Below are 13,739 nucleotides of genomic sequence, written 5' to 3'. Positions count from 1 at the left end.
GTCCTCAGGCTGCCGTCGGGCTTGGAATGCGCGGCAGGTGCTCGGCCAGGAAGCGCCAGTCGTCGCGTTCGCTTTCGCCTTCGTGGCGCTTGCCGAAGAACTGGAGGATCATGTCGCCATTGGCGGCATAGATCTCGAGTGAGGTGACATGGCCGTCCTTGGTCGGCTTTCGCACCGCCCATACCTCATGGATGTGGTCGGTTCGCAGATGCAGATGAAAGGTCTCGTCCAGCACGTTGATCCACGGTCCCATCGGCTTGATCGACTTGACCGGGCCGGAATGGATCTGGATGCAGCCGCGGTTGCCCACAAAGCACATGATCGGCATCTCGCTTTCGGCGGCGTGATGGAACATGGCGCGCACCGCGTCATTGTCGAGCAGCCAGGCGTAGTCCTGGCCGACCATGCGCACCGCCTGGCGGCGGCTGAGCTTCAACGTCTTCAGCATGCCGAAGAACTGGTGCACGTCCGTCAGCCGGCTCCAGCGGTCACGCAGATCGTCCAGGCTCGCAGTCGATGTCCCGGCCTCGCTTTCCTCGTCGAGAACGGGTCCTGAAATCTCGATCGTCGGCCCCTGGTTCGGTGATTCCAGCGAGGCGACCAGCTTCTGGTAGGCATAGAGGCTGGAGGCGGGGCGCAGATGCACCTTGTGCACCGCCTCGCCGGAAGCATCGAAGAATTGCAGGCTGCGGCGGATGTCGTCGCCGTCCCGCTTTTCCAGGGCGAAGCCATGCGCCCAGATTTTCGGGAAGATGCGCAGGTCGATGTTCTCGCCAAGCACCATCGCATTGTGATTGCCGGTGACGACCTTGTCGTAAACGCCGATCTTTTCGTGCACGGCGCTTTCGTTGCGGGTCAGCGCCATCACCTCGCCAACGGCCTCTAGACCGGTCAGAAGGTCATTGACGCGCGGCTCGATGCGAATGACGCCATCACCGCAATGCGCGGCCACCAGCTCGGCCTCCGAAATGCCGAGCTGGCCGGCCAGATCACGCTCGCGCGCTTTCGGATTCTCGGTCCGTGCCCGCCGGATTTCATGCGGAGCGGGTTTTACGCACTGGTCCATGTCCTTACCCCTGATGCCTTGCCTTACTTGTTGAGAATGAGCTTGCCCTGGCGGGTGATCTTCAGCCGGTAGAGCGCCCCATGATGTTCGATGCCGATCTCGTGCTCGCCCTGGAACAGCGTGTTGCTGGACAGCGTTCGCACCGCCAGCGGAATCCGATCGAAACGGGCGGAGGCATCGTCGGAACGGCGGACGCGATAGCGAAAATCGTTGGGATTATGCGTGTTCATCTGGGTCGATCCCTTTCCTGTGCCGGGCATCTGGCTAGGCGTTGCGAAATTGCCGATTCATTTCTTGACTCGAATAATCATGTTTACTAGTCAGTGCAATACCGGACTAAATGAGTCAACATTTAAGATGCCGGATACGATCAAAAATGCCAGCAAGCCCCAGGCCAGCCAGCATGGAACCTGGGATTTGGAGTTGGGGCATGGGGTCGATGAATTGGGAACGGCGCGGCCGGGCGACGGCGAACGGCGCGGCGGCTTTACTCGCAGGCGTGGCGGCGATCGCCTTGTCCGCGCTATCGGCGCACGCCCAGCAGGCAACGCAGCCGGCGGGCAAGCAACCGGATCAATCGAAGAAGACTGACCAGGAAAAAGCAACTCCCGCGGGCGCGACGCTGCTCGACAAGATCCTGGTGCTCAGCCGCACCGGCGAAACGGCGATCGAATCGCTGGCCTCGGCCAGCCATGTCGACCAGGAACAGCTCGACCGCCGCATGGCGACGACGCCAAACGAGATGTTTTTCGGTGTGCCCGGCGTCGCCGCACAGGCGGACGCCAGGCGCGTCAGCACCAGCATCAACATCCGAGGCCTGCAGGATTTCGGCCGCGTCGCTGTCATCGTCGATGGCGCGCGCCAGAATTTCCAGCGTTCCGACCACGGCACGCAGTCGACTTTCTACATCGATCCCGAGCTCGTCAAATCCGTCGACGTGATCCGCGGCCCGGTCGCCAACACCTATGGTTCGGGCGCCATTGGCGGTGTCGTCTTCTTCGACACCAAGGATGCACAGGATTTCCTCAAGCCTGACGAGACCTGGGCCGGTTCCGTCACCGGACGCTACGAGAGCAACGGCAAGGGCTGGACATCAAGCGCATCCGGCGCTTATCGCCTCAGTGAGAACTGGGATGTGCTGGGCAACATCGTCTACCGCGACTACGACAACTACAAGGACGGCGACGGCGACGGCGTCAACGGCACTGGTTTCGACGTGCTGAGCGGCCTGCTCAAGACCACCATCCGGCCGACTGAGAACAGTGAGCTGAAGCTTGGCTGGGTCGGATCGAGCGACGGCTGGGACGAGACCAGCGGCGGCGTGCCTGTGAATGACGTCGACCTGAAGTCGAACACGTTCACGGCGCGCTACAACATCACGGACGAAGACAAGAGCTGGCTCGATTTCCACATCAACACCTCCTACAACAAGACCAATCTCGACCTGACCAGTCTTGTCCCGCAGAATCGCTTCGATCCGGTCACCGGTCTTCCCGTGGTGTTGCCGGCAGGGTCACGGTCGACATTCGATGTCGGCACGACCGGCATCGATATCTGGAACACGTCGCGGTTCGAAACGAGCGGCATCGCGCATGAACTGACCTATGGCGGCGACTGGGTCGGCGACAATGTCAAGACGGGCGGCGCGGCCGGCGGCGACAGTTTCTACACCCCTTCGGGCAAGCGGAACGTGTCGGGCGCCTACGTCCAGGACAAACTCACCTGGGACTGGCTCGAGGTCATCGCCGGACTGCGCTACGACAGCTACAGCCTGAAGAACGACACGCACGATATTTCCGGCGACAGGCTATCGCCGCGCGTCACGGTCGGTGTCTCGCCTTTCGAGAGCGCCGGCCTTGCCGGCCTGCAATTCTACGGCACCTATGCGGAAGGCTATCGCTCGCCCTCGATCACGGAGACTCTGGTCAGCGGCAACCATCCGGCAGGCGTCAGCTTCCCGTTCCTGCCCAATCCAAATCTGCGGCCTGAAACCGGCAAGACGACCGAATTCGGCGTCAACTACAAGCAGAACGACATCTTCGAGGCTGGCGACGCCTTGCGCCTGAAGGCAGCCTATTTCAACAACGATGTCGACGACTATATCGACGGCGTGACGCTGTCCCCGTTCGCCCCAGGCAGCGGCTGCCCCTTCGGCCCCGGCATCCCGATCTGCTTCCAGTATCAGAATTTCGCCAAGGCCAGGATCAACGGTGTCGAGCTGGAAGGTGTCTACGACGCGGCGTGGGGCTATGCCGGCCTCTCGGCTTCGATCACAAATGGCCACACAGTTTCCTACAAGGGCGTGGAGGCCGACCTCGCCACCATTCCCTCCTCTCAGGTCACCGCTCAGCTCGGTTTGCGTTTCCTCGAGGACAAGCTGACCGTCGGGGGCGAAGTGCAGTACAACGGCAAGCCCAAGGGCAATGCGGTGGCCACCGACTATACGCTGGTCAACGCCTTTGCCAGCTATCAGGCGACCGACGATCTGGAGGTCGATTTCCGCGCCGACAACCTGTTCGACGTCAAATACGCCAACCCGCTGAATGGCGGCACGACGGTCGCCGTCTATGAACCCGGCATCACGCTGAAACTGGCGGCAACCATGCGATTTGGAGGCTGATCCATCATGACGAGCTTGACGACATCGCTTCGTCTGCTGACCTCGGCGCTGGCGATGTCGCTTGCGATGGTTCCGGCGTGGGCTAAGCAGTCCGCGCCGGTCCTGACCCTCGAACTCAATGCAGCGCAGCCTTCCGACAAGGGCTGCCGCCTGACCTTCCTGGTCAGCAACAATCTCGGCGCCGATCTTACCAAGGCGGCGTTCGAGATCGCCCTGTTCAATGAGGCCGGTATCGTCGACCGGCTGACCGTGCTCGACTTCAAGGACCTGCCGGCCGGCAAGACCAAGGTGACGCGCTTTGACCTGGCCGGCACTGACTGCACCAAGGTCAGCCGCGTGCTGATCAACAGCGCCACGGAATGCGCCGGCACGGGCGTCGAGCCGGCCGCCTGCATGCGCAAGCTGAAGACGGACACCAAGACCGGCATCACTTTCGGCGTCTGAGGGCGGCGGTGGGGCTGGAACCCGACTTGGCGCGACATATGGTGGCCCGGCCGCTGGCCGGCCTTCCGCTGTTTGAGCCAGTCCATCTTGATTTGACAATGACGCCTGGGCCGCTGCATTTTCCGCCGCGCGACATGCAGGAAATCAGTCCCCTCCTCGACGCCGGCGACGAGTTGGCCATCGTGCCGGCCGAGCCGCTTGCCCAGACACGGCCGCCGGCCGGCAACGGCAAGTGGGCAACGGCGATCGCCATCTCCGGCCTGCTCCATGCCGCGGTAGCGGCGGCTTTTCTGGTCTCACCTGCCGGCACGCTTGTTTCCAGGGAGACGGAGCAATCGGAAGGCGGCGATCACACAGGCGACAAGGTAGCCGGCAGTGCGCTGGACAAGGACCCGACGGCAATGAATGTCACGTTGGTGCCGAGCAAGCCGCCGGCCAACCCCCCTCAGGCAAAGGCAGCCAGGCCGGCGCCGCCGACGGAACCTTCGCGGCCCGCGCCGGAAGCTGTGACACAGGATCGCGAGCCCGCCCGGGACGCCGCGAAGCAGGCTTCGGAGCCCTCGCAGGAACCGGCCAAACAGCCAATGGTGACACCCGACATACTGGTGACGGCAAAACCCCGCCCGGACGACCAGAGCGTGGCCGCCAGGAACGAAACGCAGGCGCAGCCGAGCGTCCAGGCCGAAACCGTCGAGATGCCTGTCGCCGCTCCCGATCACCCGCCGACCCCCTATGCAAGGCCGACTCCGGCGGCCGCGCCTGCGACAGCTGCAGCGGCGGATGAACGGAGCGGTACGGCCGACGGCCAGGATCGGCCGGCGCAAGCGGCCAGCATGGGCAAGAGGCAGAAAGAGGCCGGCAGCGCCGCGGAAGACAGCTACCGCGGCGACGTCTTTCGAAAGCTCGGCAGCGTCAATCGAACTCTCCCGCCTTCGCTGCAACTGGCCGCGCGAAACAATGCGGTTGTGGCATTCGCCATAGGCAAGAAGGGCAACATAGATCAGTTGCGTATTCTGGAAAGCTCGGGATCGAAGACTTTCGATGAGGCCGCGCTTGGCATCGTGCGCAAGGCTGCTCCCTTCCCTCCAATTCCGCCACAGGCCGCGAATCCGGGTTTGGAATTCGAGGTCGGGATCGGCCCGTTTTAAGATGTGAGCAGCACAAACGTTGCGGCGCCAACCATCAACATCCGCACGAAAGGGACCCCATGTATATCGCCATGAACCGCTTCAAGGTGCAGACCGGCTCCGAGGCCGATTTCGAAGCCGTGTGGAAGAACCGCGATTCCAGCCTTGCCGAGATGAAAGGCTTCCGGGAATTCCATCTGTTGCGCGGCCCGGCCAACGAGACCGAAGGCTACACGCTGTTTGCCTCGCATACGGTCTGGGCGAGCCACGCCGACTTCGTCGCCTGGACCAAATCGGAGAACTTTCGCGCCGCCCACCGCAATGTCGGCACGACAAAGGTCCATTATCTCGGCCACCCGCAATTCGAGGGTTTTTCCGTCGTCGAAGGCGCATAAGTACCGACTAATCTATGCGGCGGCCAACAGGCTGGCATTGCCGCCGGCCGCCGTGGTGTCGACGCAGACGGCCCGCTCATGCGCATAGGCCGCGGGATTGAGCACCTCGCTGACCAGCGGCACGATCGGCCCGCTGCGCTCGGCGATGACCTTGCGCACGATGCGCGCCGCCTCGGGCGTGCCTGAAAAAGCAACGACATCGACGCGCAGCGAGCGCGCCTCGACCGGATCGGGGCGGCCATCGATGGCCGCCAGCGGCAGGCCTTTGCCGGTCAGCGCCGACAGTGCCGCCGGGGCACCTGGCGCCACGGCCAGCACTGCATTGCCGGCGGCGAGCGCCTGGATGGTCTGCGCCAGCAGCGTGTCGGCGTCCGGCCCCAGGCACAGCACCCGCCCGCGCGGCGACAGCGACAGCGTGTTGGCCTCGCCGGTCGGGCCGGGCAAATCGACCTGACCGAAATCGATTGCAGCGGCAGCACCGATCGCCGCCGCGCCCTTACCGCGCAGATGCTTCCTCAGGATGGCGATCCGATCCGGCCGCGTCGACCAGCCGCCCAGCGCCGGATCGGGCAGATTGTCGGCCAGTTCGGTGGCCGTCACCTTGTGCCCGTCGGCCAGGTGCGTGCAGGCCTCCGGCCCCTTGCGGAAGCGCCTGAGGTAATGCGGGCCGCCGGCCTTCGGCCCGGTGCCGGAGAGGCCCTCGCCGCCAAACGGCTGCGAACCGACGACGGCGCCGATCTGGTTGCGGTTGACGTAGATGTTGCCGGCATGAATGCCGTCGACGAAATGCTGGACGCGGCCCTCGATGCGGGTGTGCAGGCCGAAGGTTAGGCCATAGCCCTTGCGGTTGATGGCGGCGATGACGCTGTCGATCTGGTCGGCGTCGAAACTGGCAACATGCAGCACAGGCCCGAACACCTCGCGCTCCATGTCCTCGATACCCTTGACCCGCAAGACATGCGGCGCGACGAAACGCCCATCCTTGGGGGCCTCGAGCTTGGCGATCAGCCGGCCCTCAAGACCCTTCTTCGTGCAATAGTCGCGGATCGAGGCCTGCGCCTCGTCATCGATGACCGGGCCGACATCGGTCGAGATCAGCCAGGGATCGCCAATATTGAGCGCCTCCATGGCGCCCTTCAGCATCTCCAGCATCTTCTTCTCGACGTCCTTCTGCACATAGAGCACGCGCAGCGCCGAGCAGCGCTGGCCGGCACTCTGGAAGGCCGACGCCAGGATATCGCGCACCGCCTGTTCGGGCAGCGCTGTGGAATCGACGATCATGGCGTTGAGACCACCGGTCTCGGCGATCAGCATCGCGTCCGGCGCGGCGGTCTCGGCCAGCTGTTTTTCGATCAGCTTGGCGACCTCGGTCGAGCCGGTGAAGCAGACGCCGGCAATGCGCGGATCCGCCGTCAGCGGGCCGCCCACCGATGGGCCGTCACCGGGCAGGAGCTGGATGACGTCTTCCGGCACGCCAGCGGCGCGCAGCATCTCGACGGCGCGGAATGCGATCAGCGGCGTCTGCTCGGCCGGCTTGGCAATCACGGAATTGCCGGTGACGAGTGCTGCCGCGATCTGGCCGGTGAAGATGGCGAGCGGGAAATTCCATGGCGAGATGCAGACAATGGCGCCGCGCGCTTGCGTGCCCGCCTCGGCGTTCGCCGCCTCGGCGGCGTAGTAGCGAAGAAAGTCGACGGCCTCGCGCACCTCGGCGACGCCGTCGGCCAGCGATTTGCCGGCCTCGCGCGTGGCGAGAGCGAAGAACTCGACCGCATTGGCCTCGTAAAGGTCGGCCGCGCGGTTGAGGATCGCGGCACGCTCGGCAACCGGCCGTTTTGCCCAGGCCGGCTGCGCCTCGACAGCGATGCGCACCGCGGTCGCGACCTGCTTGGCGGCGGCCTCGTGAACCGTGCCGACGACCTCGGAAGGCTTTGCCGGATTGACGATCGGGCGCTGCTTGCCGTAGCCGGCGGCGCGCGTGATCGGCTTGGCGTGCCAGCGATCCGACCCGGCAAAGGCCGCTTTGGCCTTGTCGATATCAGCCAGCGTCACCGTGTCCGTAATGTCGAATCCTTTCGAGTTGCGGCGCCCGATCCCAAAGATCTGGGATGGCTTGGCGATCGCCGGATTGGCGGCCGGCCCCTGGCTTTCGACCGTTTCCAGCGGATCACGCGCGATGTCCTCCGGCTCGACGTCCTCGTCGGTCAATTGGTGCACGAAGGAGGAATTGGCGCCGTTCTCCAGCAGGCGACGGACCAGATAGGCAAGCAGGTCCGAATGCGCGCCGACCGGAGCGTAAATGCGGCAACGCGTGCCCTCTGACCGGCGCACGGTTTCGTGCAAGGCCTCGCCCATCCCATGCAGGCGCTGGAATTCGAAGGTATCGCGGTTGTCAGCCATCGACAGGATGGCGGCGACGGTGTGGGCATTGTGGGTGGCGAATTGCGGATAGATCCGGTCGGTCATGCCAAGCAGTTTTTTCGCGCACGCAATGTAGGAAACGTCGGTGTTGGCCTTGCGCGTGAACACGGGATAGCCGGAAAGGCCGAGCGTCTGCGCCCGCTTGATCTCGGTGTCCCAATAGGCGCCCTTGACCAGCCGCACCATGATGTTGCGATTGTACTTTTTCGCCAGTGCATAGAGCCAGTCGATGGTGAAAGCCGCGCGCGGACCGTAGGCCTGCACGACGACGCCGAACCCGTTCCAGCCGGCGAGTTCCGGCTCGGCCAGCACCCGTTCGATGACGTCGAGCGACAGGTCGAGACGATCGGCCTCCTCGGCATCTATGTTGAGGCCCATGCGCGAATGCCTGGCCGCGAGTGCCAGCGACAGCAGCCGCTCGGCCATCACAGGCAGCATTTCCTCCTTCTGCGCCACCTCGTAGCGCGGATGCAACGCTGAGAGCTTGACCGAGATTCCATGGTTGAAGCGGATATCAGGGCCGTTGGAGCCGGCATCGAGCGAGGAAATGGCGTCGGCATAGGCCTTGTGATAGCGCAGCGCATCCGCCTCGGTGCGGGCCGCCTCGCCCAGCATGTCGAAGGAATAGAGATAACCCTTCTGCGTCATCGGTCGGCCGCGCTTGACGGCCTCGGCGATGGTGCGACCCAGCACGAACTGTTCGCCCATCTCGCGCATGGCGGCGGCCACCGCCTTGCGGATGACCGGCTCGCCCAGCCTGCGCACCATCGAACGCAGCGTGCCTTCGATGCCGCCCTCGCCTTCGTCGAGCACGCGGCCGGTCAGCATCAGCGCCCAGGTCGAGGCGTTGACGAAGATGGAACTCGAACCGCCCGAATGCGCCGACCAGTCGTGCGGCGCGATCTTGTCGGCGATGAGGTCGTCCATCGTCTCGGTGTCGGGCACGCGCAGCAGCGCCTCGGCCAGGCACATCAGCGCCACGCCTTCCTTGGTGGACAGACCGTAGGCGGAGAGAAAGACTTCCATCAGCCGGGGATCGGTGGAGCCCCGCACCGCCCGCACTAGGTCGGCCGCGCGGGCCGAGATTGACTTGCGGTCGCCGGCCGAAAGTCCGGTCGCCTCGGCCAACCGCCTTACCGCCTCGTCTTCGTCGGGCAAATAATTGGCGCGGATCTGCTGGCGGATGGCGTCGAGCGGCATGGCGGTCCTATGAGCAAGCATAAGGGAACGGGCCGGCGGTCACCGGACCGAATGGCGCAAGCTAGCACAGGGTGCGGATTTCAGTCGGTCCAAAGAAATCGACACCGCAGGTCATTTGATCTATCATTACGGCACAAACTCAACAGATTGACCGCATTTTCCATGATAGAAGACCAATTGGACCGCATCGACAGGAACATCCTGTCGGCGCTGGCAGGCAATGGCCGGCTTTCCATGTCGGAACTGGCGGCCAAGGTCGGTCTGTCGAAGACACCGGTGCAGGCGCGGGTGAAGCGGCTGGAGAGGGATGGTTACATCAGGGGCTACCAGGCGATCATCGACCGCGAGCGCATGGGTGAAGGCCATGTCGCCTTCGTCCAGGTGAAACTGTCGGACACTCGATCCGCGGCGCTCGATGCCTTCAACCGGTCCGTACAGGCCGTGCCGGAGATCGAGCAGTGCCACATGATGGCGTCGAGCTTCGATTATCTCCTGAAGGTCCGCACCCGCGACATCGCTGCCTACCGGCGCGTGCTCGGCGAGCGCATCTCGGCCCTGCCCCACGTCGCCCAGACCTCGACCTTCGTGGCGATGGAGACGGTGAAGGACCGATGACCATGATCCGAAAAGTGGAAGCCGGTTTTCGGACAAGATCACGGTCAACCAGAAGGGCTATTCCGACAGCGTCTTCAAAAACGCCACGAGTGCGGCGCGCTCGCGGTCCGATAGCTCCAGGGGGTGGACCTCGGATACCCCTTCGACGCTTGGTGCGGCCTTGGCATAGTGAGCCACCACCTCGTCGAGCGATGAAAACTGCCCGGCATGCATGTAGGGCGGCCGTGTCGTAGCACCGCGCAGCGACGGCGTCTTGTAGGCGCGCACCAGTTCCGGCGCATCCTTGACCATGAAGCGCAGCTCGCCGCAGGCACTGGCCTCGCCATCGCGATAAGCGCCGAAGCAGTTGAAGGGGTCGGCCTCGACCTGCGCTACCGCGTCGACGCGCCCGCGATCCGCCGGCAAGCCGGCAACAGGCGGCACACCCGTATTGTGAAAACCGTTGTCGGTGAAACGCGGGCCATTGTGGCAGGTCACGCAATTGGCCTTGCCGATGAACAGTTTCAGCCCAAGGATTTCTTCCCGCGAAAAGGCCGCATCGCCTTTCGGCTCGGCGCCTGTGGCAAGGTCCAGCGCAAAGCGGTCGAATCGCGTCGGCGTCGGCTCGATCGAGCGTTCGAAAGCGGCAATCGCCTTGCCTATATTGGCATAGACGCTGTTGATGGCGTCACGCTGCGCATCGCTCATCGCGTTCCAGGCAGCTTTTTCGGTATCGCTTCCAAGCGGGCTGGCATTCAGCGGAATGCCGGAAAAATCGGGCAATGGCCCGAAAATGCGCTCATAGCGTTCGCCGAAGCGCGCCTTCATGTAATGCGCGTAGGCGGTGCGGTTTCCCGCCTGTTCCAACGGATTTTCGAGGGGTGTCAGCGCCTGCGCCCACAGGCTGTCGCGGCGGCCATCCCAGAAGAACCAGGGGTCGCGCGCCACACCGGCCAGCGGCATGGTGCGCCGGTTGGTCCGGCCGACACCCACCGCCTGCGGCAGGTCGTCCTGGAATTGGCGGTCGATCTTGTGGCAGGTCGAGCAGGACACGGTGCCGTCGCGGCTCATCCCAACATCGAAGAACAGCGTCGAGCCGAGCGCTGCGGCGGCCGGCACATCGGCGAAGCGGTTGGTGGTGTCAGGCTTCAGCGCCGGCAGCGTATTCAGCGCGAGCGAAGCGATCGTCTTCTTCTCGGCATCGGAAAAATCCGGCTTGCCGCAACCGCCAAGGAGCACGGCCACCGTCAGCGCCAAAAAGCAGAAAAGGCGCCTCATCGACCGCTCACAGCACCACGTTGAACAGCACAGTGTCGGAGCCCGCGCCGGACGATATGGCGAAACGCAGTTGCCACCAGCCGCTCATGGTGAATTTGAGCCCCTCGATGCGGTAGCGTCCCTCGCCGAGATAGTCGGTCGCCTGCGGACTGGTCGGCAGACCGTGATTGTGCTGCGGCATGCCGCCGGAGATGGCGATCGCGGCTCGCTCCACCGAAGCCCCTGTCTTTGTCTTCAGCGTCAGCACCCAGGATTCCAGCTCGCCCTGCCGCACCACGCCGCGTTCCGGCACGAAACTCGCTACATACAATCCGTTGTCGGTTTTCTTCGTCCTCGAGACATCCGGACCGACAGGCTGTGCCGAATGCGGCGCGGTCAAATAGACGACCGCGAGAACGCCGACCAGCAAAGCAGCCAGACCAAGACCTGCCAGGAGATAACGCCATAACGATGCCAAACCGGTTCCTCTTCTGCGGATAACGTTCTGCCGGACGGATCGCATCCCGCCAGCCTGTGGGAAAACGCTGTGGCGGAAAAAAGCCTGCTTGCCAAGCATGGCGCTGCGTCCGGCAAAAAGCTACAGCACCGACATCACTGGAGGATTGCAGATGATGGGAAACGGCGTCGCCTCGATTGGCGAATGCATGCTGGAACTGTCGGGCCAGACGGGCCCGAACTGGCGCATGGGTTTTGCCGGCGACACGTTCAACACGCTGTGGGCGTTGCATGCGCTGAGCGCTGAACTGCCGGCAACCTATGTCTCGGCCTTCGGCGACGACCCCTTCTCCCAAGGCCAGATCGCTTTCTTCGCTGAAAACGGCATCGGCATCGGCTCCAGTCCGGTCATACCGGGCGCGCGCCCCGGCCTCTATGCGATCACGCTGACCGGTGCCGAGCGCTCCTTCACCTACTGGCGTGGCGACGCCGCCGCGCGGCAGCTAGCTTCGGATCCGGCGGCACTATCGAAAAGCATGCAAAATCAATCGCTTGTGTACTTTTCCGGAATCACTTTGGCAATTCTCGACGATGCCTCGCGCAAGACGCTGCTGGCGGCCGTGGGCAAGGCGCGCGCGGCGGGCTCGACGATCGCCTTCGATCCCAACTACCGGCCACGACTGTGGCGCGGCCGCGACCAAGCGCAGGCAGCGATCGTCGAAGCGCTTGCCGTCACCGACATCGCGCTGCCGACCTTCCCTGACGAGCAGATGCTGTTCGGCGATGACACCCCGCGGGCGACCGCCGAGCGGCTCAGGCAATGGGTTGGCGAAGTTGTCGTCAAGAATGGCGAGCAGCCGGCACTGATTGCCGAAAACGGATCATTGCAGGACGTGCCTGCAATCCATGTCGCGGCCCCCGCCGACACCACCGGCGCCGGCGATTCCTTCAATGGCGGCTATCTCGCCGCCCGTCTTGCCGGCCACAACCCGCAGGAGGCCGCCCGCAGAGCCCATCGCGTTGCCGCTGCCGTCGTGCAGGTGCGCGGCGCGCTGGCACCGTTCGAGACGCTGAGGGCGGCGTTCGGCAAGCCCTGAAAAAGCTAACCTTGCCGGAACCGGTATTCGGTCACGTGGTGATAGATCGCGCCAGGCCATAGCGTCGCCTGCGGGAAATAGGGCCGGTTCGGCGCGTCAGGCCATATTTGCGGCTCCAGGCAGAAGCCGCTGAAGGCCTTGTAATTCCGCCCTTCCAGGCCGGTGCGTGGCGTCACATATTGCCCGGTGTAGAGCTGGACACCGGGCTCCGTTGTCCAGACTTCCATCTCGACGCCGGAATTCGCCCCTTGCACCCACGCGGCCTGCTTGAGCGGCCCGCGCGCCGCGGCCAGGCAGAAATTCTGGTCGTAGGGCAGTTGTTCGCCCTCGGTCTCCATGCGCAATGGCCGCGCCTGGCGAAAATCGAAAGGCGTGCCGTCGACCGGCTTCACCACGCCGGTCGGGATCATGTCGCCGTCGACAGGCAGATAGGCACCGGCGTTCAGCATCATCCTGTGGTCGAGAATGTCGCCCGTGCCGCCATCATCGAGGTTGAAATAGGAATGCTGGGTGAGATTGCACGGCGTCGGCTCCTCGCAGGTCGCCGTCAGTTCGACGCTCAGCGTGCCGGGAATTTTCAGCCGGTAGGTGCAAGTAACGTCGAGCGCGCCGGGAAAGCCCATCGCACCGTCGGGATCATGCAGCGTCAGAGTGACGAAATCCCTGCCGTGCAGCGAAACCGTCCATGGTCGGTGGGAGTAGCCTTGCGAGCCGCCATGCAGCGTATGCTTGTCGAGGAAGTTGCGCTCGGTCTGGTAGCGGTTGCCGCCAATTGTGAAGCGGCCTTCGCCGATGCGGTTGGCGTAGCGCCCGACCACGGCCCCGAAGAAGCCAGTGTCGGTCTCATAGGCCTCCAGATTGTTGTAGCCGAGGACCAGCGGCGCGTCGTGCCCAGTCAGGCGCAGGTCCTGGACGATGGCGCCAAGCCCGATGATGTTGGCGGTGAGGCCGCCGCCCCTGATCGTAAAGCGGCGGATCGGTTCGCCTGCCTGTGTCGTGCCGAAAACCTCGCCGTCCTTCATCGTCATGCCCGCAAATGCCAGTGGATCCAAAGGACTTCGG

General features: G+C 64.0%; 12 protein-coding genes. 6 read left to right on the top strand and 6 right to left on the bottom strand.

Going from position 1 to position 13,739, the window contains the following annotated elements:
• Positions 1 to 4: 4 nt before the first annotated feature.
• Together EN851_RS02405 and hemP are read right to left on the bottom strand one after the other, a co-directional pair.
• Positions 5 to 1,066: a hemin-degrading factor gene (locus tag EN851_RS02405; protein WP_135928452.1), complete on the bottom strand. Its 1,062-nt coding sequence runs from the start codon at positions 1,064 to 1,066 to the stop codon at positions 5 to 7.
• Between the two features lie 23 nt (positions 1,067 to 1,089).
• Positions 1,090 to 1,296 (bottom strand): hemin uptake protein HemP, encoded by a 207-nt coding sequence (hemP, locus tag EN851_RS02400; protein WP_027051401.1) that lies wholly within the window; start codon positions 1,294 to 1,296, stop codon positions 1,090 to 1,092.
• Between the two features lie 200 nt (positions 1,297 to 1,496).
• Here hemP and EN851_RS02395 point away from each other — a divergent pair, with 200 nt between their 5' ends.
• The 4 genes from EN851_RS02395 (at position 1,497) to EN851_RS02380 (ending at position 5,652) form a co-directional block, all read left to right on the top strand.
• Positions 1,497 to 3,686: a TonB-dependent hemoglobin/transferrin/lactoferrin family receptor gene (locus EN851_RS02395; RefSeq protein ID WP_135928451.1), complete on the top strand. Its 2,190-nt coding sequence runs from the start codon at positions 1,497 to 1,499 to the stop codon at positions 3,684 to 3,686.
• A 6-nt stretch (positions 3,687 to 3,692) separates the two neighbouring features.
• The gene (locus EN851_RS02390; RefSeq protein ID WP_135928450.1) at positions 3,693 to 4,130 is read left to right on the top strand and encodes a hypothetical protein; all 438 of its coding nucleotides are present in this window, start codon (positions 3,693 to 3,695) and stop codon (positions 4,128 to 4,130) included.
• Between the two features lie 98 nt (positions 4,131 to 4,228).
• Complete coding sequence (locus EN851_RS02385; protein WP_245520676.1) at positions 4,229 to 5,278, top strand: TonB family protein; 1,050 nt, start codon at positions 4,229 to 4,231, stop codon at positions 5,276 to 5,278.
• A gap of 59 nt (positions 5,279 to 5,337) precedes the next feature.
• Complete coding sequence (locus EN851_RS02380; RefSeq protein WP_127872698.1) at positions 5,338 to 5,652, top strand: antibiotic biosynthesis monooxygenase; 315 nt, start codon at positions 5,338 to 5,340, stop codon at positions 5,650 to 5,652.
• Between the two features lie 12 nt (positions 5,653 to 5,664).
• Here EN851_RS02380 and putA read toward each other — a convergent pair whose 3' ends face one another.
• Positions 5,665 to 9,273, bottom strand: a complete 3,609-nt coding sequence (gene putA / locus EN851_RS02375; RefSeq protein WP_135929136.1) for a bifunctional proline dehydrogenase/L-glutamate gamma-semialdehyde dehydrogenase PutA — start codon at positions 9,271 to 9,273, stop codon at positions 5,665 to 5,667.
• A gap of 162 nt (positions 9,274 to 9,435) precedes the next feature.
• Here putA and EN851_RS02370 point away from each other — a divergent pair, with 162 nt between their 5' ends.
• A complete protein-coding gene (locus tag EN851_RS02370) occupies positions 9,436 to 9,888 on the top strand; it encodes an Lrp/AsnC ligand binding domain-containing protein (RefSeq protein ID WP_135915734.1) in 453 nt (150 codons plus the stop codon).
• 57 nt (positions 9,889 to 9,945) lie between these two features.
• Here the strand turns inward: EN851_RS02370 and EN851_RS02365 are convergent, their stop codons facing one another.
• Positions 9,946 to 11,145 (bottom strand): cytochrome c peroxidase, encoded by a 1,200-nt coding sequence (locus tag EN851_RS02365; protein ID WP_135866760.1) that lies wholly within the window; start codon positions 11,143 to 11,145, stop codon positions 9,946 to 9,948.
• A gap of 7 nt (positions 11,146 to 11,152) precedes the next feature.
• Positions 11,153 to 11,602 carry a FixH family protein gene (locus tag EN851_RS02360; protein WP_127280325.1) on the bottom strand — a complete coding sequence of 150 codons (450 nt, stop codon included), beginning with the start codon at positions 11,600 to 11,602 and terminating at the stop codon, positions 11,153 to 11,155.
• 151 nt (positions 11,603 to 11,753) lie between these two features.
• Between EN851_RS02360 and EN851_RS02355 the strand changes: the two genes are divergently transcribed.
• Positions 11,754 to 12,677: a sugar kinase gene (locus EN851_RS02355; protein WP_135928449.1), complete on the top strand. Its 924-nt coding sequence runs from the start codon at positions 11,754 to 11,756 to the stop codon at positions 12,675 to 12,677.
• A gap of 5 nt (positions 12,678 to 12,682) precedes the next feature.
• Here EN851_RS02355 and EN851_RS02350 read toward each other — a convergent pair whose 3' ends face one another.
• Complete coding sequence (locus EN851_RS02350; RefSeq protein WP_127872702.1) at positions 12,683 to 13,705, bottom strand: aldose epimerase family protein; 1,023 nt, start codon at positions 13,703 to 13,705, stop codon at positions 12,683 to 12,685.
• Between the last annotated feature and the right edge of the window lie 34 nt (positions 13,706 to 13,739).

Source organism: Mesorhizobium sp. M8A.F.Ca.ET.208.01.1.1 (assembly GCF_004791315.1).
Lineage (GTDB): Bacteria > Pseudomonadota > Alphaproteobacteria > Rhizobiales > Rhizobiaceae > Mesorhizobium.
Note: the sequence above shows the minus strand (reverse complement) of the source record. Positions and strands in the feature narration are given on the sequence as shown.

Coding starts and splice junctions, on each gene's coding strand:
- EN851_RS02405 (WP_135928452.1), bottom strand. CDS start 1,066: ATGGACCAGTGCGTAAAACCCGCTCCGCATGAAATCCGGCGGGCACGG.
- EN851_RS02385 (WP_245520676.1), top strand. CDS start 4,229: ATGACGCCTGGGCCGCTGCATTTTCCGCCGCGCGACATGCAGGAAATC.
- putA (WP_135929136.1), bottom strand. CDS start 9,273: ATGCCGCTCGACGCCATCCGCCAGCAGATCCGCGCCAATTATTTGCCC.
- EN851_RS02380 (WP_127872698.1), top strand. CDS start 5,338: ATGTATATCGCCATGAACCGCTTCAAGGTGCAGACCGGCTCCGAGGCC.
- EN851_RS02355 (WP_135928449.1), top strand. CDS start 11,754: ATGATGGGAAACGGCGTCGCCTCGATTGGCGAATGCATGCTGGAACTG.
- EN851_RS02390 (WP_135928450.1), top strand. CDS start 3,693: ATGACGAGCTTGACGACATCGCTTCGTCTGCTGACCTCGGCGCTGGCG.
- EN851_RS02365 (WP_135866760.1), bottom strand. CDS start 11,145: ATGAGGCGCCTTTTCTGCTTTTTGGCGCTGACGGTGGCCGTGCTCCTT.
- EN851_RS02395 (WP_135928451.1), top strand. CDS start 1,497: ATGGGGTCGATGAATTGGGAACGGCGCGGCCGGGCGACGGCGAACGGC.
- hemP (WP_027051401.1), bottom strand. CDS start 1,296: ATGAACACGCATAATCCCAACGATTTTCGCTATCGCGTCCGCCGTTCC.
- EN851_RS02350 (WP_127872702.1), bottom strand. CDS start 13,705: ATGACGATGAAGGACGGCGAGGTTTTCGGCACGACACAGGCAGGCGAA.
- EN851_RS02370 (WP_135915734.1), top strand. CDS start 9,436: ATGATAGAAGACCAATTGGACCGCATCGACAGGAACATCCTGTCGGCG.